Raw genomic sequence first — 16,749 nt, forward strand, 5'->3', positions numbered from 1 at the left:
ATAGCAACGGTCCCATGGATGGGGGAATTTCGGAGGCCGGCAACGGCGTCTCAGCGCAAGACGTGCCGCGCGTGCTGATCGTTCAGCCGAACCGGACGTACCTGGGCGTGATCGCGCGCCGCATCGTCGAAGGCGGGTACAAGGTCGCCACTGCGGAAACGGTGCAGGGGGCGATAGCAGAGCTTCACCGGGTCAGCATTCAACTTGTCCTGTCGGAGCTCAGGATCCCCCAGGTGGGCGGCGTGGAGCTGTCCCGGATGCTTCGTGACGACCCGGTTCACCGCGAGGTGCCGATCTTCCTGATCACGGGCAAATCGGACGCCGAGGGCGCAATCGAGGGCTACAAGGCCGGCGCGGATGCGGTGATCGCCAAGCCTTTTCACTTCGAAGTCCTGATCGCGCGCATCGGACGCGAGATCGAGCGCTCGCAGTCGCTCGAAAAATTGCGGACCGACAATGCCGTGTTAGACGCACGGGTCGTCGGCCGGGCGATCGAGCTCGGGGAGATGCGCGAACGTTGGCTCGCCAGCGAGGCCGAGCGACGCCGTCTCGAACAGATGGTTGGGTCAATCGCCCTCTAGAGGCGATCCACGAACTCGCGGATCTTGGGTGCGATGTCCTCGCGTTCCAGCGCGAGCGCCAGATTCGCGATCACGTAGCCCGCCTTGTCGCCGCAGTCGTGGCGGACGGCATCGACCTTCACCGCGTGAAACGGCTGCTTGCCGATGAGCTGGGCCATCGCGTCGGTCAGCTGGATTTCGCCACCCGCACCGGTCTCGCCCTTGTCGAGGATACGCATCACGTCCGGCTGCAGGATGTAGCGGCCGATGACCGCAAGGTTCGACGGCGCGTTTTCGGGTTTCGGCTTTTCGACGAGGCCGAGCACTTCGGTGACCGCTCCGTCCTGCTTGCCCGGGGTAATCACGCCGTAGCTTGCGGTGCGGTCGTGCGGCACCTCCTCCGTGCACAGCATGTTGCCCCCGCCGACACGCTCCCACGCGTCGACCATCTGCTTCAGGGCGCCCGGCCGGCCCGACATGAGATCGTCGGGAAGGAGGACTGCGAAGGGCTCGTCGCCGACGACGTGGCGGGCGCACCAGACGGCATGGCCAAGGCCCAGCGGCTGCTGCTGCCGGACCGAAACCAGCTCGCCGAACCTCGCGCGCGACGGTTGCAGCGGCTCCAGGCTCTTGCCCTTCTCGCGCATGGTGGTTTCGAGCTCGAAGGCCGCGTCGAAATAATCGACCAGCGCGGATTTGCCGCGGCCGGTCACGAAGATCAGCTGCTCGATGCCGGCCTCGCGGGCCTCGTCGACGGCATACTGGATCAGTGGCCGGTCGACGACCGTCAGCAGCTCCTTCGGAATCGACTTGGTCGCGGGCAGCAGGCGGGTGCCGAGGCCCGCCACAGGGAAGACGGCCTTGCGAAGCTTCTGGGTCATTCGGGGTTCGAAGGTCCTGTTGTATTGGTTTCGTCACCGACGCGCACCGTCGAGGGCGCGGGGCCGCCATCGGCGGGCGGGAGGTCGAAGCGGTCGGAGGGCCGGGGCTGGTTCTTCTTGATCAGCTCGTCGACCCGGTCGGGATTGGCGTAGGTTGGCGGCGTTAGCAGATCGTTCGCCGTCGGCGTCGTGCGCGCCATCAACGGCTTGACCGGTAAATGCTGGCCCTCCGCGGGCCGCAGATCGGCCGAGCGGCCGCAGCCGCAGAGCAGCGTAATGCCGATCAGGACCGAAAGACGCCGAACCATGGATATCGCGTAGCCCCTCACGTGCCATCGCGCCAGCCGGGTCCCGGCTTGCCGTCGTGGCAGCGCTTACCTAACGCGCAGGAATGCGAAAGATGCACCGATCGTTCCTCGTCGCCTTCGCGCTGCTCGTGTCCGCTTGCGGGCAGGAGATGGACCAGCCCGCGGCGAACAATGAAGCGCAAGCCGAAGCCGAAGGGCCAGTGAAGGGCGTCGACCGCAGCCACAAGGGCGAGGCCGCACCCGACGCCAAGTTCACCAATCCGGACGGCGAAGAGACCAGCCTTGCCGAGTTCCGCGGCGTTCCCGTCGCGGTGAACCTGTGGGCGACCTGGTGCGCACCGTGCGTGAAGGAGCTGCCGACGCTCAATGCCTTGGCCCGCACGCATGATAAGGACGGTGCTCTCGGTGTCATCGCAGTCAGCCAGGATTCGGGTCCGCAAGGTTCGGTCGAGGCCTTCCTAAGCAAGCTCAAGGTGGACGACCTCGGCGCCTACCACGATCCGAAGATGGCGCTTTCCGGGGCATTGAACGCGCAGGTGCTGCCGACGACGATCCTCTACGACGCGCAAGGTCGCGAGGTGTGGCGCTACGTCGGCGATCTCGACTGGACGAGCGCCGAAGCGGCTAAGCTGCTGGCCGAGGCTGGGGCGCCGCAAAAAGGTTGAGCAGCCGCCCGTCGATCGCCGCCAGACCGAGCGCGATCAGGCCGAGCCCGAAGAAGTCCTGAACCGCCAGCTGCTCTGACAGGAAAAGCGCGCCAAGCAGGATCGCCACCGGCGGAACGAGCAGGGTCACCAGCAGGGCATTGGTCGCGCCGGCCCGATCGATCAGGCGGAAATAGAGGACATAGCCGAACGCCGTGCACAGCAGCGCGAGCGCGGTGATCGCCCCTATGGCGCTCAACGGCGGGAACGTCTGCATCCACGGCTTGTCGAAGATGAAGGCGACCGGAAGCATCATCAGCGCGCCCGCGCTCAGCTGACCCGTCGTGACCGACATCGGCGACAGGCCCATGCGGCGGAAGCGACGCGCCCAGACGGCGGCCAGCGCATAGCTTAGCGAGGCGGTGATGCAGGCGAGCTGCGCCAGAGCGTCCGTCCCGACGTTCGCAAGCAGCGTCGGTCCAATCATGGTCGCGACACCGCCGAAGCCGAGAAGCACACCGGCGATCTTGCGCGGAGTCATGCGCTCGTCGTGAGTGAAGATGTGCGCGACCACGACGCCCCAGATCGGGGTCGTGGCGTTGAGGATGGAGGCAAGGCCGCTCGCGATGTGCGTCTGGCCCCAGCCGAAAAGGGTGAAGGGCAGCGCATTGTTGAGCAGCGCGAGCAGGAGCATCGACCCCCAGACTTCGCGCGTCAATCCCAGCGGCTGCCGCTTGAACCTGAGGAAGACGAGCATTGCCACCGCCGCAATGCTCAGCCGCAGCCAGACATAGGTCAGCGGATGCACGTGCCGCACCGCGACGCCGATGAAGATAAAGGCGCCGCCCCAGATGGCTGCGAGCACCAGCAGGATAGCCCAGTCGGAGCGGTTCATGACGCTGCGGATCATGGGCGCGGTGTAAGCCTCCGCCGATTCAGCCGCTTCCCGCAGCTTGCTCTCAAAGCAATCCTGGCTGAGCTTGGTCATTGACGGGTTTTGACGGACAGGGCGGCGCGCCGCCAACAAAAGGGCGGTCCGAGGCTATAAGCCGACCTTATCAGTCGCGAAGGAGCTCGTTGATGCTGGTCTTCGACCGCGTGCGCTCATCCACCCGCTTCACGATGACCGCGCAGGCAAGCGAGGGGCCGCCGTCCTTGCCCGGCAGCGCGCCCGGAACGACGACTGAATAGGCCGGGACGCGGCCGTAGTGCACTTCGCCGGTCACGCGGTTGACGATCTTGGTCGAGGCGCCCAGGAACACGCCCATCGACAGGACTGCGCCCTGCTCGACGATGACGCCCTCCGCCACTTCCGAGCGGGCGCCGATGAAGCAATCGTCCTCGATGATGACGGGCCCGGCCTGGAGCGGTTCGAGGACGCCGCCGATGCCGGCACCGCCGGAGATGTGAACGTTGCGCCCGATCTGCGCGCAGCTGCCGACGGTCGCCCAAGTGTCGACCATCGTGCCTTCGCCGACGCGGGCCCCGATGTTGACGAAGCTCGGCATCAGCACCGCACCCGGCGCCACGAACGCCCCGCGGCGGACGATCGCTCCGGGAACCGCGCGGAAGGCGGCCGCCTGGAAGTCCTTGTCGCTCCAACCTGCGAACTTGGACGGAACCTTGTCCCACCAGTGCGCACCGCCGGGCCCGCCGGCGATCAGCTCCATCGGGTTGAGGCGGAAGGAGAGGAGCACGGCCTTCTTGAGCCACTGGTGCACGACCCACTCGTCGCCGCTCTTCTCGGCGATGCGCGCCTCGCCGCTATCGAGCGCGGCAATCGCTTTGTCGACCGCGAGCCGGACGTCTCCGCGCGTGTCCGCACCGATCGAGTCGCGCTCCTCCCACGCGGCGTCGATGGTCGCTTCAAGGCTGCCGGTCATGATTGCTCCTCAAAAATGGAATCGAGCCATTCGCCCACGTCGGTGATGCGATGGTCGATGAAGCTGTCGTCGGCCGCGTGATTGCCGCGCTCCGAACCGTTGTCCACCCACACGGTGGTCATTCCGAGCGCCTTCGCCGGCTTCAGGTTCTGGGCCATGTCATCGACCAGTAGTGCGTGCGTCGGATCGATGCCGAAGCGCTCGCACAGCAGCTCGTAGCCGTGCGGGTCGGGCTTGGGGCGGTAGCTGCTCGCATGAATGTCATGCAGGTCGTGGAAGCGGTCGTGGACGCCAATCGCCTCCAGCACCCGGCGCGCATAGGGCGCGTCGCCGTTGGTGAAGACGAAACGGCGCCCCGGAAGCCTTTCCAGCGCGGTGGCGAGGCGCTCGTCCGGCTGCACGCGATCGAGCGGAATGTCGTGCACGTCTTCCAGAAAATGGTGCGGGTCGACCTCATGCGTCCGCATGAGCCCCGCCAACGTCGTGCCGTGTGTGTGGAAATGATCCTTCTGCACGCGGCGGGCCTCAGCCGGATCGCAGTCGAGCAGTCGCTGGATGTAGGCGCCCATGCGCTCGTCGATCAGCGCGAACAGGCCTGTCGAGGCCGGATACAGGCAATTGTCGAGGTCGAAGACCCAGTCCCGGATGTGGCGATATTCGGGGGCAAGCTGCGCGGCCATGGCGAACAGGCGCGTAGACCGAATCGGCCTGTCAGCAAATTGAAAGCTTCGGAAGTTTAGGAGGCATCCGGGGAAGCCGTGGAATATCAGCGGCTTATGCGGAGTGGGTGATGCAAAATCGGTTTCTTGCAACCAGCGGTTGCGCGGTCGTGCTCGCGCTTGCGGTGAGCGCTTGTGGCGGTGGTGGTGGAGGCGGCGTCAGTCCAATGCCGGCGCCTCCGGCTGCGCCCGTGCCGACGCCGAGTCCGACGCCCACGCCGTCGCCCACGCCGACACCGGCTCCTACGCCGACCCCGACGCCTCCGCCGCCGGGGACGAACTACGACACGACCGAGTATCAGCGGTCGAACGGAGCGGTCACCGCGAACGCCATCTCGGCATACAATGCGGGGGCGACCGGCGCCGGCATCAAGATCGGAATCATCGATACGGGCATCAATTCGAGCCTTGCCGAGTTCTCCGGCCGCATCGACTCCGCGAGCCGTGATGTGACAGGTAGCGGGCGAGCGCTGTCGGACCAGGACGGCCACGGCACGGCCGTCGCCGGCGTCGCTGCTGCCGCCAAGAACGACATCAACACGCAGGGTCTGGCGTTCAACTCGACCATCGTTTCGCTCAAAGCAGACGATCCGGGAAGCTGCGCAGACACCGCCGGAGATGGGTGCCAGTTCTTCGACAATGCGATCGCCACCGGCGTGGATGCCGCGCGTCTGGCCGGCGCAAAGGTCATCAACATGTCGCTAGGCGGTTCGACGCCCAGCAACATGCTGATGCAGGCGATTCAGCGCGCGGTGAACGCGGGCATCGTCATCGTCATTTCGGCGGGTAACGACGGCGACAAGCCGGAAGGCATCAACCCTGACCCCTTTGCGTTGCTGCCCGCACAGACCTTCCCTGGTCAGGTCATCATCGCCGGCGCCCTGAGCTCGGGTGCGACCAGCATGGCCAGTTTCTCCAACAAGGCCGGATCGGGCGCAGCCTGGTACCTGGCGGCGCTCGGGTCGAGCGTGCGGACGATCGACAACAACGGAACGGCGACCTTGTGGTCCGGGACCAGCTTCTCTGCGCCTGTCATTTCCGGCGCGGTCGCCTTGATGGCGCAGGCCTTTCCGAATCTATCCGCGCGGCAGATCATCGACATCCTGTTCACGACGGCCGACGACCTCGGCGCTGCCGGGACGGACGCGACCTACGGCCACGGTCGGCTCAATCTCACGAAGGCATTCCAGCCGGTCGGCACGGCTTCGCTGGCGGGCACGGAAACGGCGGTCGCGGCTTCCGACCTGCCTGGCGCAGCTGGCGACGGCGGGCCGCAGAAGCCTAGCGGATTCGGTGCCGTCATCCTCGACGGTTACAGCCGGGCCTTCGCCATCGATTTCGCCAAGACCTTCCACGCGGCGGCTCAAGAAAAGGTCCTCACGCGCGCTCTGCAGGGCGGCGTGAAGTTTGCAGGCGCATCGGCTGGACCCGTCAGCGTCGCGATGACGGTGGCGGAGCGGCCGGACCGCAAGTTCGGCTATTCCGTCGAGCGAATGGGCATCGGCCCCGAAGATGCGCGCGTATCGCGCCTCGTAGCGGGTTCGGCGGTCGCCCAGCTCGACCGCAAGACCGCAGCCGCGTTCGGTTTCCATGAAAGCGCAAAGACGCTCGAGCGGAAGCTGAACGGCGCGGAAGCGGGCGCATTCCTCATCGCGAAGGACGTTTCCGGCAATCCCGGCTTCAGCGCCGATCGCGGCACCAGCATGTCTGTGCGCCACAGTATCGGGAAGTTCGGCTTCACGTTGTCCGGCGAAAGCGGCGACGTCTGGACGGAGGTCCGCAGCACCGCGAGCGGATCCCCGTACCGCTGGACGAGCGTGGCGGTCGACCGCCGCTTCGGACACAATTGGACATCCGTCAGCATGAACCGGCTCGAAGAGAAGGACAGCGTGCTTGGCGGGCGCATGAGCGCGGCACTCGGCGGTGGCGGATCCAGCAGCATGTTCCTCGACCTTGAAGCGCGGCGCGATCTGGGCAGCGGCGTCAGCGCCGGCCTGACCGCTCGCCGCGGCTGGACCGAATTCGCAGGAGGCAAGTTCGCGACGTCCGCTTACGGATTCGATCTCACCAAGCTCGGCGTGCTGAACGGCAGGGACCAGATCGGCTTCCGAGTGTCGCAGCCGCTGCGCGTGGAAAGCGGCGGGTTCAACCTGCTGCTGCCGACATCCTACGACTATTTCACGCAGACGGCGTCGAACAGCTGGACGCGCTACTCCCTGGCGCCGAGCGGGCGCGAGGTGGACACGGAGCTGAGCTATTCGACCGCGCTGTTGGGCGACAATGCGTGGATCGATGGCAACCTGTTCATGCGCAAGGACCCCGGGCACATCGCCGGTGCGGACGCCGACATCGGGGCCGCGCTGCGGTTCACGCTGGGCTTTTAGCTAGCGCTGCTGGCGGCCGTAGCCGTAGCCGACCAGGATCGGCGCATTGCAGCCGTCGACCTTGCGCAGCACGGCCTTGTAGCCGTCCGCCATCGCAAGCTCGCCCAGCTTGTGCGCGCCGACCTTGCCTCCTTTGGCCACTTCGTAGCGGCTGGTCGGCGGGCAAGCCTTCGAATCCTGCGCGATCGGGTTGATCACGGGCGTATTCTGGACGGGGAAGGAAGGCGCGGGCGGCTGGGCCATCGAAGCCGTTGGAATAAGCAGCGGCGCGAGCAATACAGGGAAGAGTAAGCGCATGACGTCTCTCCTCGGCTCGCGAAAATACTCCTCGCTGGAGCCGGGCTCAACCATTCATGTGGCCGTATTAGACGGTGAAGCTCTCGCCGCAGCCGCAGGCGCCCTTCGCATTCGGATTTTCGAACACGAAGCCGGCAGCAAAGTCGTCCTCCCGCCAGTCCATGACCGATCCGATCAGATAGAGCACCGACCCGCCGTCGACGTAGAACGTGCCGCCCGGAGTGTCGATCTTCTCGTCGAGCGGGTTCGCCTCGGTGACGTAGTCGACCGAGTAAGCGAGGCCGGAGCAGCCGCGGCGCGGTGTCGACAGCTTAACGCCGATCGCGCCTTCCGGCGCGCGGCTCATCAGCTCGGCGATGCGGTCGTGCGCAGCCGAGGTCAGGGTGATCGCGGCCGGACGCGCGCGGACTTTCACTTCCTTATTCATAGCATTCCCAACTCCAGCCGGGCCTCGTCGCTCATCTTCGACGGGTCCCACGGCGGATCCCAAACCAGCTTCACCTCGGCATCGCGGATGCCGGGCACCGAAAGGACGCGGAGCTCGACTTCGTTCGGAAGCGATTCCGCGACCGGGCAGTGCGGCGTCGTCAGCGTCATGGTGACAACGGCGTCTCCATCTTCGCTGATGTCGATGTCGTAGATGAGGCCGAGCTCATAGATGTCGACCGGGATTTCGGGGTCGTAGACAGACTTCAGTGCCTCGACGACGGACTCCTTCAGGTCTTCGTTCGATGCGGGCTCGTCGACCGGCTTGGTCGCGCCGGACAGAAAGCCGGTGAGATAGTCGCGCTTGCGCTCGAACGTCTCGGTGACGCGGGCGCGCGGCGGCGGGCTCACCGCCTCGACCTCTTCCGTCTCGATCTTCCGTTCCTCGTTCATCCGAAGATCCGCTTCACCTGTTCGATCCCGCGCACGAGTGCCTCGATGTCGGAGCTGTCGCTGTGCGCCGCGAAGCTCGCGCGGGCCGTCGCCGGAACGCCGAGAACGCCCATCAGCGGCTGAGCGCAGTGATGGCCGGCGCGGACGGCGACGCCCACGTCGTCCAATATGGTGGCCGTGTCGTGCGGATGCACCCCGTCGACGTTGAAGCTGACGATACCGGCGCTGTCTTCGGGGCCGTAGATGGTCACGCCGTCGATGCTCGACAAAGCTGCACGAGTCTCGGCCACGAGCGCGCATTCGTGCGCGTGGATGGCGTCGATGGTCAGGCCCTGGGCCCAGTCGATTGCGGCGTGGAGGCCTACCGTGCCGACGATGTGCGGCGTGCCCGCCTCGAAGCGCATCGGCGCATCGAGATAGGTCGTCTCCGCGAAGGTGACCCGGTCGATCATCGACCCGCCGCCCTGCCACGGCGGAAGCGAGTTCAGCAGATCGTAGCGGCCCCACAGGCAGCCGATGCCGGTCGGGCCGTACAGCTTGTGGCCGGAGAAGGCGTAGAAGTCGGCACCGATGGCCGCGACGTCGACGGGCAGGCGCGGGACCGCCTGGCAGCCGTCGAGCAGCAGCAGGGCGCCTTTGGAATGCGCAATCTCTGCCGCACGCTTCGCGTCGAGAATCGAACCGAGGACGTTCGAGACATGGGCGAAGGCGACGATGCGATGCTCTTCGGTCAGCATCTGCTCTGCGGCATCGAGGTCGATGCGGCCGTCGCTGGTCAGAGGAACGGCGTCGACCTGATATCCGGCGAGCTGCCACGGAACGATGTTGCTGTGATGCTCGAGCTGCGACAGCAGAACGCGGTTGCGGCCTTCCTTCGGCAGCGAGCGGGCAACCAGGTTGATCGCCTCGGTCGCGCCGCGCGTAAAGACGACCTCGTTTGACTGGCCGTCGATGAGGCCCGCAGCCGCCGCACGCGCCGCTTCGTAGCGGCCGGTCATCTCACTGGAGCGCTGATACACGCCGCGGTGCACGGTCGCGTAATCGCGCGCATAAGCGTTGGTGATCGCGTCGATCACCGCCTGCGGCTTCTGCGCGGTCGCCGCGCTGTCGAGATAATGCCAGTTCTCGATCGCCGGGAACTGCGCACGGACGTCCAGCGCGCTGTTGGGCGAGAGGCGAACGGGGGCGGTCACTTGGAAACCCTCCGAAGCGATTCACGGGCCGCGGTGCAGATGGCCTCGCGCTGGGCATCGTCGGTGACGTGATCCCACAGGCCCATGACAAAGCCTTCGAGCAGGAGCGCACGGGCACTCGCCGGGTCGAGCCCGCGGCTCATGGCGTAGAAAAGCTGGGTCTCGTCCAGTTCGCCGACGCTGGCGCCGTGCGCGCACTTCACGTCGTCGGCGTAGATTTCGAGCTCCGGCTTGCAGTTCGCCGTCGCGCCGCGATCTAGCAGCATGGCCTTCACCGACTGCTCGCCGTCCGTCTGCTGGGCGCCGCGCGCGACCTCGACCTTGCCGAGGTAGGAGCCGACTGCCTTGTCGCCGAGGACCGAACGAACGATCTGTCGCGAACGACCCCGTTCACCGATGTGGTTAACTTTTGTAACCAGCTCGTTAGTAGAACTACCTGAGCCGATGTTGGCAACGTAAAGCTCGAAGTCGGAATCGACCTCCAGGCTGACTTCCAGCTCCGTGCGGCCGTAGATGCCCGAATTGTTCAGGACGAAGAGACGTGCCTTCGCGCCATCGCCGAGCGCAATTGTCGCGCGCCGAACCTGCACGTCATCACGGCTCGGCAGCCACACCTCTTCCAGGCTCTCGCCAGCGCCGACCGTGAAGGTCAGCGGCTCGGCGAGCTGGTCCCAGACGGGCCTCAGCGCATCGAGGTCGGCGTAGCGCCAATCCTCCTGCTTGCGGCTGGGGAAGGGGGCGGTCATGCGCGCCTCTTCATCAGGCGGCGAAGCTGCTTGTCGCGCCGCTTCTGCCGCTCGGGAGCCATCAGGCCGTAGAGCGCATCGAGCGCGAACCCGGCCGCGAAGGCTACCACGACCCACTTTCCGATCTCACCCGTGTCCGTGAACCGGCTGACGACGATGTCGGCGACCGTGACGATGCCGACCAGCATGATCAGCAGTGCGGTGTCGGCGACCGCGCGGCCGGGAATGCCGCGGACCGACTCCACGACGAACATGAAGACGATGCAGGCAAGGATGATGACGAAAGCCGTCACGCGACCGCCTCCGCATAGCCTTCGCGCTCCAGCTCCAGCGCGAGCTCGGGCCCGCCGCTCCGCACGATGTCGCCGCGATAGAGGACGTGCACCCTGTCCGGCGTCACATAGTCGAGCAGCCGCTGATAGTGCGTGATCAAGAGCACACCCTTGTCCGGCGAGCGCATGATGCGGTTGATGCCGGCGCCGACCGCACGAAGGGCGTCGATGTCGAGCCCGCTGTCGGTCTCGTCCAACACCGCGAACTTGGGATTCATGATGCCCATCTGGACCATCTCGGCGCGCTTCTTCTCGCCGCCCGAGAAGCCGACGTTCACCGGCCGCTTCAGCATCTCGACGTCCATGCCGAGAAGTGAAGCCTGCTCGCGTGCGAGCTTGATGAATTCTCCGCCGGACAGCTCCGGCTCGCCACGCGAGCGGCGCTGCGAATTCAGGCTTTCGCGGAGGAACTGCAGCGACGAAACGCCGGGGATTTCTACCGGATACTGGAAGCCCAGAAACAGGCCCGCAGCAGCGCGCTCGAACGGCTCAAGCGCAAGCAGGTCCTGCCCGTCAAACGTCACGCTTCCGTCGGTGACCTCGTAGCCGGGACGGCCCGCGAGGACGTAGCCGAGCGTCGACTTGCCCGACCCGTTGGGCCCCATGATCGCATGCACTTCACCCGCCGGAACGCTGAGCGAAATGCCGTTCAGGATCGGTTTGTCGGCGACGTTCGCGCGAAGGTTCGAAATCTCGAGCATCTTACTTGTCGGTCTTCCCGGCAGGGCAGTTCAAAAGGAAATAGCGGCGCATCGAGTCCATCGCGTCCTGCCGGATGCCTTCGAGCATGCGCTGGTCGTTCAGCGCGCGCTGGCGGTCTTCGAGGGCGGCGTCCTCGAGGCCGAGCTTGGCTTCTTCGGCCGCATTCTTCTTGGCACCCGCTTCGCGCAGGTCCCGGCGGCGCTGCGAAATGTCGAGCCGAGCCATTACGATCGACTCCTGCTCCCGATAGGCGTCGAGCAGGAACTGGCTGCGACGTCCCGCTTCTGACGAGAAGGCCGGGTTCGCAAAGCCGCGATCGCAACGCGACACCGCATTGTCGAGCGCATCCAGATCGGCCGACACTGCAACTAGAAACACCAGAGGGATCATCCGACTGAGCCTTCCAAACTAATTCCGAGCAGCTTCTGAGCCTCGACCGCGAACTCCATCGGCAGCTGCTTCAGCACCTCGCGGGCGAAGCCGTTGACGATGAGAGCGACCGCCGCTTCCTGATCCAGACCGCGGCTCATCGCGTAGAAGAGCTGGTCCTCGCTGATCTTCGACGTGGTCGCTTCGTGCTCGATCGTCGCGGTCGGGTTCTTCACTTCAATGTACGGCACCGTGTGCGCGCCGCACTTGTCGCCGAGCAGCAGGCTGTCGCACTGGGTGAAGTTGCGCACGTTCTCGGCGTTCGGGAGCACGCGGACCAGCCCGCGATAGGTGTTGTTCGACTTGCCTGCGCTGATGCCCTTCGAAACGATGGTCGAGCGCGTGTTGGCGCCGATGTGCACCATCTTGGTGCCGGTGTCGGCCTGCTGGCGGTTGTTGGTCAGCGCGACCGAATAGAATTCGCCGACGCTGCCTTCGCCCTTCAGGATGCAGCTCGGATATTTCCAGGTGATCGCGGATCCCGTCTCGACCTGCGTCCAGCTGACCTTCGACCGCGCGCCGCTGCATAGCGCCCGCTTGGTGACGAAGTTGAAGATGCCGCCCTTGCCCTCGGCATCGCCCGGATACCAGTTCTGGACGGTTGAGTATTTCACCTCGGCGTCTTCGTGCGCGAAGATTTCGACCACGGCGGCGTGCAGCTGGTTTTCGTCGCGCATCGGCGCCGTGCAGCCTTCGAGGTAGGAAACGTAGCTGCCCTTGTCCGCGACGATCAAAGTGCGCTCGAACTGGCCCGTGTTCTCCGCATTGATGCGGAAATAGGTCGAAAGCTCCATCGGGCAGCGGACGCCTTCGGGAATGTAGACGAAGGTGCCGTCCGAAAAGACCGCGCTGTTGAGGCAGGCGAAGTAATTGTCGCGCTGCGGGACGACCGAACCGAGATATTTCTGGATCAGCTCCGGATATTCGCGGATGGCTTCGCTGATGCTGAGGAATATGACGCCCGCCTTCTTCAGCTCCTCGCGGAAGGTGGTGGCGACGGATACGCTGTCGAACACGGCATCGACCGCAACGCGGGGTGCACCCTCGACGCCGGCGAGCACCTTCTGTTCCTCCAGCGGAATGCCCAGCTTCTCGTAGGTGCGGCGGATTTCCGGATCGAGTTCGTCGAGCGAGGCCAGCTTCGGCTTCTGCTTCGGCGCCGCGTAATAATAAGCGTCCTGGTAATCGATTTCGGGGATGTCGAGCTTGGCCCAGCTGACCTCCTCCATCTCGAGCCAAGAGCGATAGGCCTTGAGCCGCCAGCCGAGCATCCATTCGGGCTCGTTCTTCTTGGCCGAGATGAAACGGACGGTTTCCTCGCTGAGACCCTTGGGCGCGAACTCCTGCTCGATGTCGCTGGTGAAGCCCCACTCGTAGGTGGCGAGCTTCTCGGCGGCTTCATGCGCCTCGCGGTTGCGGACGGTGGTCTGCTCGGTCATCGCGCGAGTTCCTCGCCGGCGGATGCTGGCGCGCAAAGAGCTTGCAGGCTGACCGCCCCGAGCGCGCCCCGGATCGCATTACCGACGACACCCATGTGCGGCTTGACGTGGCATATCGCGTCGAGTGCGCAGTCGTGGTTCTCCCCCGTGGCGCACATCGTCAACGAGATCGGTCCTTCTACTGCTTCGACGATATCGGCCAAGGTGATCGCCTCTGCGGGACGCGCGAGCGCGAAGCCGCCCGTGGCGCCGCGGACGCTGGTCAGCAGGCCCTCCGCGGCCAAGCGGCCCATAAGCTTTTGGGTGGTCGGCAAGCGTACTCCGGTCTCCTGCGCCAGCTCGCTCGCACTGAGGCGCGCACCGGCCTCGCGGCGGGCGGCGGCGGTCATGATCACGACCGCATAATCGGCGAGATGGGTCAGGCGCATTTTGCTCAATTCGGATTGTTTGTGTCCGATTTAGTGCGTTGCGTCGAAAAACTCAACCGGATTGCAGCGGCTGGATTGCTTCGCTGCCGTCACGATGACAGAGCGGCGGCGTGTCCCTCTACTCCCTCGTTCGTCCTCTGGCCTTCGCTCTCGACGCGGAGAGAGCGCACCGCCTGACGATCGCGGCGCTCAGGAGCGCCCCTAAGCAGAAGGCGCCGCGGTTTCTCCCGTCGCTGCGCTCGACCGTGGCAGGGATCGAATTTCCCTCACCAGTCGGCCTCGCTGCAGGCTTCGACAAGGACGCCGAGGTGCCGGAGCAGATGCTCGGGCTGGGCTTCGGCTTTGTCGAAGTCGGAACGCTGACGCCCAAGCCGCAGGCGGGCAATCCCAAGCCGCGTCTATTCCGTCTTGTGGAGGATCGCGCGGTCATCAACCGCATGGGCTTCAACAATGGCGGTCAAGCCGACGCGTTCAAGCGGCTAGAGAAGTGCACCCATGTCCACGGCGTCATCGGCGTGAACGTCGGCGCGAACAAGGATAGTCCGGACCGTATCGCCGACTATGCCGTCGGCGTGCGACGCATGTCGGCCGTGGCACGCTACGTCACGATCAACATCAGTTCGCCAAATACGCCTGGCCTTCGCGGGCTCCAGGATGAAGGCGCGTTGCGGGAACTCCTCGCGGCCGTCGAAGAGGTCCGAGCGGACAAGCCGATCTTCCTCAAGGTCGCGCCCGATCTCGAGGACGGGGATCCGCAGCGGATCGTGAAAGCCGCTCTCGATCATCACATCGATGCGCTCATTGTGGCCAACACGACCGTCTCTCGGCCGCAACTTCGGTCCCGCCACGCCGGCGAACAAGGCGGACTGTCCGGAGCGCCGCTGAAGTCCCTGGGCCTCGACGCTTTGCGCGCATTCCGCGCTGCGAGCGGTGGAGAAATCCCGCTGATTGGGGTGGGCGGCATTGAGACGGTCGACGATGCGTGGGAGCGGATTCGCGCGGGCGCCAGCCTCATCCAGCTGTACAGCGCGATGGTCTACGAAGGGCCCGGCCTCGCACTTCGCATCGCTGACGGCCTTGCGGAGCGGCTCGAGCGCGAGGGCATGAGCCACATTTCGGAGGCCGTGGGCTCGGCCGCTTAAGGCAGCGTCAGGACGACACCTTCGCGGCGTGGGTCGAATCCGCCGTCGACACGTCCGTTACGGATCAGCACGCTATGCACGCCGGAATCCTCGCCTTGCCCCGGCTTCAGGTCGATGCCGCGCTGGCGCAGGCCTTCGAGGACCTCCGGCGAGAACTTGGTCACCTCGCCCTGGAAGGCGCTTCCGCGAGCGACGAGGTTCGGCGCCGCGATGGCGTTCTGCATCGGCATGTTCCAGTCGACCGCGGCGACCAGCGACTTGGCGACATAGGCGAGAATGGCGTTTCCGCCCGCCGATCCGATCGCACCGGCGAACTTGCCATCCCGCGTCAGAAGAATCGCCGGAGTCATTGACGACCGCGGCCGCTTGCCGGGAGCCACGGCGTTCGCCGCCGGACGGCCCTGAGCATCCACCGGGCTGAAGGCGAAGTCGGTCATCTGGTTGTTGAGGAAGAAGCCGTCGACCATGCGGCCCGAGCCGAAGATGGACTCGACGGTCGTGGTCATCGAAACGACGTCGCCATCGGCATCTCGGACGATGAAGTGCGACGTGCCCGTCGGCTCGTAGGTGCTGTCATTAGCGGCGACCTTCGCGCCGGGCGGAACACCCGGAGTGGGCGGCGCTCCGGCGGTCGGGCCGATGAGCTTCGCGCGCTCGTCGATGTAGGCCGGATCGAGCAGGCCCTGAACCGGGACCGAGACGAAGCCGGGATCGCCGACATAGCGATCGCGGTCCGCGTACATGATCCGGCTCGCCTCGGCGAACAGGAACCAGGCTTGCGGGTCGTTCGGGCCGCGGGACGCAATGTCGGTGTGCTGCAGCAGTCCCATCAATTCGACCAAGCCCACGCCGCTCGCAGGCGGCGGCGGCGCGCACAGGAGGTAGACGCGGTATGGCCCGCAGACAGGTTCGCGCTTCACCGGCTTGTAGCTGGCCAGGTCCGCGAGCGTCATCGATCCGCCGAGGGGCCCGGACCGCGTCCGCTGAACAATGCGGGCGGCTGTGGATCCGGAATAGAGCGCTGTGGGCCCCTGCCTCGCCAAGCGGCCGAGGAATTCGGCGTAGGCCGGGTTCTTCAGCAGGTCGCCGACGTCGACGAAATTGCCGTCGGTCTTCCTGAAGTATGCAAGCACATCCGGCGCGCTGTTCTCGGCATAGTTTGCGCGAACCAGCTTCGCGAGACGGGGGCTGACGCGGAAGCCGTCGCGTGCCGTCCGCTCCGCGTCCGCGAAGAGCGTGCTCCACGCGAGTCGCCCATGCTCGTCATGCGCCAGAGCGAGCATCTTCACCGCGCCTGGAACGCCCGTCGCGCGGCCGGACAGCACGGCTTCGTCGAAGCTGAGCGGAGTGCCGTCGGCACGCAGGAACATGGTGGAGACCGCCTGCGCCGGAGCCACTTCGCGCCCGTCATAGACCGTCAGCTTTCCGGTGCGCGCGTCAAAGTAGTGCAGGAACGCCCCGCCGCCGATGCCGGAGCTTTGCGGTTCCACAAGCGACAGCATCGCCTGCACCGCAATCGCGGCGTCGACCGCGCTTCCGCCGCGCTTCAACACGTTGAGTCCAGCCTGCGCCGCGAGCGGGTTTGCGGCGATGACGAACAGCTCCGCGGCCGGAGTAACGACGGGCGGATTCGCCGCGGCCTGCGGCGTGCTCTGAACGGTGACCGCACAGGCCGACAGACTGGCGGTGGCCAGCACGGCGAAAAGCTTCTGGATCATGCGCATGGCCTCGGGACGTAGCGGGCGCGTGCGCGACCGTCCACGGAGAGTGGCGCTATCGGCCG

The 16,749-nt window shown here is 65.8% G+C and carries 20 protein-coding genes; 4 read left to right on the forward strand and 16 right to left on the reverse strand.

Annotation, left to right across the window (positions count from 1 at the left end; translation table 11 throughout):
- Positions 1 to 14 precede the first annotated feature (14 nt).
- The gene (locus tag LZ016_RS12860; protein WP_241447862.1) at positions 15 to 581 is read left to right on the forward strand and encodes a response regulator; all 567 of its coding nucleotides are present in this window, start codon (positions 15 to 17) and stop codon (positions 579 to 581) included.
- Here LZ016_RS12860 and LZ016_RS12865 read toward each other — a convergent pair.
- Both LZ016_RS12865 and LZ016_RS12870 read right to left on the reverse strand, forming a co-directional pair.
- Positions 578 to 1,441 carry a UTP--glucose-1-phosphate uridylyltransferase gene (locus LZ016_RS12865; protein ID WP_241447863.1) on the reverse strand — a complete coding sequence of 288 codons (864 nt, stop codon included), beginning with the start codon at positions 1,439 to 1,441 and terminating at the stop codon, positions 578 to 580. The two genes, LZ016_RS12860 and LZ016_RS12865, sit on opposite strands and share 4 nt — an antisense overlap.
- Positions 1,438 to 1,749 (reverse strand): hypothetical protein, encoded by a 312-nt coding sequence (locus tag LZ016_RS12870; RefSeq protein ID WP_241447864.1) that lies wholly within the window; start codon positions 1,747 to 1,749, stop codon positions 1,438 to 1,440. Before LZ016_RS12870 ends, LZ016_RS12865 begins: the two co-directional genes overlap by 4 nt.
- Before the next feature lie 92 nt (positions 1,750 to 1,841).
- Between LZ016_RS12870 and LZ016_RS12875 the strand changes: the two genes are divergently transcribed.
- Entirely contained in the window at positions 1,842 to 2,414 is a 573-nt protein-coding gene (locus LZ016_RS12875) for a TlpA family protein disulfide reductase (RefSeq protein WP_241447865.1), read from the forward strand.
- On the opposite strand, the gene LZ016_RS12880 is transcribed toward LZ016_RS12875, so the two are convergent.
- The 3 genes from LZ016_RS12880 to LZ016_RS12890 form a co-directional block, all read right to left on the reverse strand.
- On the reverse strand, positions 2,374 to 3,381 hold the full coding sequence (locus LZ016_RS12880) for a DMT family transporter (RefSeq protein WP_241447866.1): 1,008 nt from the start codon (positions 3,379 to 3,381) through the stop codon (positions 2,374 to 2,376). The genes LZ016_RS12875 and LZ016_RS12880 overlap by 41 nt on opposite strands.
- A gap of 70 nt (positions 3,382 to 3,451) precedes the next feature.
- A complete protein-coding gene (gene dapD / locus LZ016_RS12885) occupies positions 3,452 to 4,276 on the reverse strand; it encodes a 2,3,4,5-tetrahydropyridine-2,6-dicarboxylate N-succinyltransferase (protein WP_241447867.1) in 825 nt (274 codons plus the stop codon).
- On the reverse strand, positions 4,273 to 4,956 hold the full coding sequence (locus tag LZ016_RS12890; RefSeq protein ID WP_241447868.1) for a pyrimidine 5'-nucleotidase: 684 nt from the start codon (positions 4,954 to 4,956) through the stop codon (positions 4,273 to 4,275). Before LZ016_RS12890 ends, dapD begins: the two co-directional genes overlap by 4 nt.
- A gap of 110 nt (positions 4,957 to 5,066) precedes the next feature.
- On the opposite strand from LZ016_RS12890, the gene LZ016_RS12895 reads away from it, so the two are divergent.
- Complete coding sequence (locus tag LZ016_RS12895) at positions 5,067 to 7,379, forward strand: S8 family peptidase (protein WP_241447869.1); 2,313 nt, start codon at positions 5,067 to 5,069, stop codon at positions 7,377 to 7,379.
- Here LZ016_RS12895 and LZ016_RS12900 read toward each other — a convergent pair whose 3' ends face one another.
- The 10 genes from LZ016_RS12900 to LZ016_RS12945 all read right to left on the reverse strand — a co-directional run bounded on the left by LZ016_RS12900 (position 7,380) and on the right by LZ016_RS12945 (position 13,824).
- The gene (locus tag LZ016_RS12900) at positions 7,380 to 7,676 is read right to left on the reverse strand and encodes a hypothetical protein (protein WP_241447870.1); all 297 of its coding nucleotides are present in this window, start codon (positions 7,674 to 7,676) and stop codon (positions 7,380 to 7,382) included.
- 67 nt (positions 7,677 to 7,743) lie between these two features.
- Positions 7,744 to 8,103: a HesB/IscA family protein gene (locus tag LZ016_RS12905; protein WP_241447871.1), complete on the reverse strand. Its 360-nt coding sequence runs from the start codon at positions 8,101 to 8,103 to the stop codon at positions 7,744 to 7,746.
- Positions 8,100 to 8,555, reverse strand: a complete 456-nt coding sequence (locus LZ016_RS12910; RefSeq protein WP_241447872.1) for an SUF system Fe-S cluster assembly protein — start codon at positions 8,553 to 8,555, stop codon at positions 8,100 to 8,102. The genes LZ016_RS12905 and LZ016_RS12910 overlap by 4 nt, the downstream gene beginning before the upstream one ends.
- Positions 8,552 to 9,748: an aminotransferase class V-fold PLP-dependent enzyme gene (locus LZ016_RS12915; RefSeq protein ID WP_241447873.1), complete on the reverse strand. Its 1,197-nt coding sequence runs from the start codon at positions 9,746 to 9,748 to the stop codon at positions 8,552 to 8,554. Before LZ016_RS12915 ends, LZ016_RS12910 begins: the two co-directional genes overlap by 4 nt.
- Positions 9,745 to 10,494 (reverse strand): SufD family Fe-S cluster assembly protein, encoded by a 750-nt coding sequence (locus LZ016_RS12920; RefSeq protein ID WP_241447874.1) that lies wholly within the window; start codon positions 10,492 to 10,494, stop codon positions 9,745 to 9,747. The genes LZ016_RS12915 and LZ016_RS12920 overlap by 4 nt, the downstream gene beginning before the upstream one ends.
- A complete protein-coding gene (locus LZ016_RS12925; protein ID WP_241447875.1) occupies positions 10,491 to 10,787 on the reverse strand; it encodes a hypothetical protein in 297 nt (98 codons plus the stop codon). The genes LZ016_RS12920 and LZ016_RS12925 overlap by 4 nt, the downstream gene beginning before the upstream one ends.
- Positions 10,784 to 11,527: a Fe-S cluster assembly ATPase SufC gene (gene sufC, locus LZ016_RS12930; RefSeq protein ID WP_241447876.1), complete on the reverse strand. Its 744-nt coding sequence runs from the start codon at positions 11,525 to 11,527 to the stop codon at positions 10,784 to 10,786. The genes LZ016_RS12925 and sufC overlap by 4 nt, the downstream gene beginning before the upstream one ends.
- 1 nt (position 11,528) lies before the next feature.
- Positions 11,529 to 11,918: a hypothetical protein gene (locus tag LZ016_RS12935; RefSeq protein ID WP_241447877.1), complete on the reverse strand. Its 390-nt coding sequence runs from the start codon at positions 11,916 to 11,918 to the stop codon at positions 11,529 to 11,531.
- Positions 11,915 to 13,396 (reverse strand): Fe-S cluster assembly protein SufB, encoded by a 1,482-nt coding sequence (gene sufB, locus LZ016_RS12940; protein WP_241447878.1) that lies wholly within the window; start codon positions 13,394 to 13,396, stop codon positions 11,915 to 11,917. The genes LZ016_RS12935 and sufB overlap by 4 nt, the downstream gene beginning before the upstream one ends.
- Positions 13,393 to 13,824: an SUF system Fe-S cluster assembly regulator gene (locus LZ016_RS12945; RefSeq protein WP_241448375.1), complete on the reverse strand. Its 432-nt coding sequence runs from the start codon at positions 13,822 to 13,824 to the stop codon at positions 13,393 to 13,395. Before LZ016_RS12945 ends, sufB begins: the two co-directional genes overlap by 4 nt.
- Positions 13,825 to 13,934: 110 nt before the next feature.
- Between LZ016_RS12945 and LZ016_RS12950 the strand changes: the two genes are divergently transcribed.
- Entirely contained in the window at positions 13,935 to 14,966 is a 1,032-nt protein-coding gene (locus LZ016_RS12950) for a quinone-dependent dihydroorotate dehydrogenase (protein WP_241447879.1), read from the forward strand.
- Here LZ016_RS12950 and ggt read toward each other — a convergent pair.
- Positions 14,963 to 16,684 carry a gamma-glutamyltransferase gene (gene ggt / locus LZ016_RS12955; protein ID WP_241447880.1) on the reverse strand — a complete coding sequence of 574 codons (1,722 nt, stop codon included), beginning with the start codon at positions 16,682 to 16,684 and terminating at the stop codon, positions 14,963 to 14,965. The genes LZ016_RS12950 and ggt overlap by 4 nt on opposite strands.
- Positions 16,685 to 16,749: the final 65 nt, after the last annotated feature.

Source organism: Sphingomonas telluris, from assembly GCF_022568775.1.
Taxonomy (GTDB): Bacteria; Pseudomonadota; Alphaproteobacteria; order Sphingomonadales; family Sphingomonadaceae; genus Sphingomicrobium; species Sphingomicrobium telluris.

Coding starts and splice junctions, on each gene's coding strand:
- LZ016_RS12895 (WP_241447869.1), top strand. CDS start 5,067: ATGCAAAATCGGTTTCTTGCAACCAGCGGTTGCGCGGTCGTGCTCGCG.
- sufC (WP_241447876.1), bottom strand. CDS start 11,527: ATGCTCGAGATTTCGAACCTTCGCGCGAACGTCGCCGACAAACCGATC.
- LZ016_RS12920 (WP_241447874.1), bottom strand. CDS start 10,494: ATGACCGCCCCCTTCCCCAGCCGCAAGCAGGAGGATTGGCGCTACGCC.
- LZ016_RS12880 (WP_241447866.1), bottom strand. CDS start 3,381: ATGACCAAGCTCAGCCAGGATTGCTTTGAGAGCAAGCTGCGGGAAGCG.
- LZ016_RS12865 (WP_241447863.1), bottom strand. CDS start 1,441: ATGACCCAGAAGCTTCGCAAGGCCGTCTTCCCTGTGGCGGGCCTCGGC.
- LZ016_RS12875 (WP_241447865.1), top strand. CDS start 1,842: ATGCACCGATCGTTCCTCGTCGCCTTCGCGCTGCTCGTGTCCGCTTGC.
- LZ016_RS12900 (WP_241447870.1), bottom strand. CDS start 7,676: ATGCGCTTACTCTTCCCTGTATTGCTCGCGCCGCTGCTTATTCCAACG.
- LZ016_RS12860 (WP_241447862.1), top strand. CDS start 15: ATGGATGGGGGAATTTCGGAGGCCGGCAACGGCGTCTCAGCGCAAGAC.
- LZ016_RS12910 (WP_241447872.1), bottom strand. CDS start 8,555: ATGAACGAGGAACGGAAGATCGAGACGGAAGAGGTCGAGGCGGTGAGC.
- LZ016_RS12935 (WP_241447877.1), bottom strand. CDS start 11,918: ATGATCCCTCTGGTGTTTCTAGTTGCAGTGTCGGCCGATCTGGATGCG.
- ggt (WP_241447880.1), bottom strand. CDS start 16,684: ATGATCCAGAAGCTTTTCGCCGTGCTGGCCACCGCCAGTCTGTCGGCC.
- LZ016_RS12945 (WP_241448375.1), bottom strand. CDS start 13,824: ATGCGCCTGACCCATCTCGCCGATTATGCGGTCGTGATCATGACCGCC.
- sufB (WP_241447878.1), bottom strand. CDS start 13,396: ATGACCGAGCAGACCACCGTCCGCAACCGCGAGGCGCATGAAGCCGCC.
- LZ016_RS12890 (WP_241447868.1), bottom strand. CDS start 4,956: ATGGCCGCGCAGCTTGCCCCCGAATATCGCCACATCCGGGACTGGGTC.
- LZ016_RS12905 (WP_241447871.1), bottom strand. CDS start 8,103: ATGAATAAGGAAGTGAAAGTCCGCGCGCGTCCGGCCGCGATCACCCTG.
- LZ016_RS12870 (WP_241447864.1), bottom strand. CDS start 1,749: ATGGTTCGGCGTCTTTCGGTCCTGATCGGCATTACGCTGCTCTGCGGC.
- dapD (WP_241447867.1), bottom strand. CDS start 4,276: ATGACCGGCAGCCTTGAAGCGACCATCGACGCCGCGTGGGAGGAGCGC.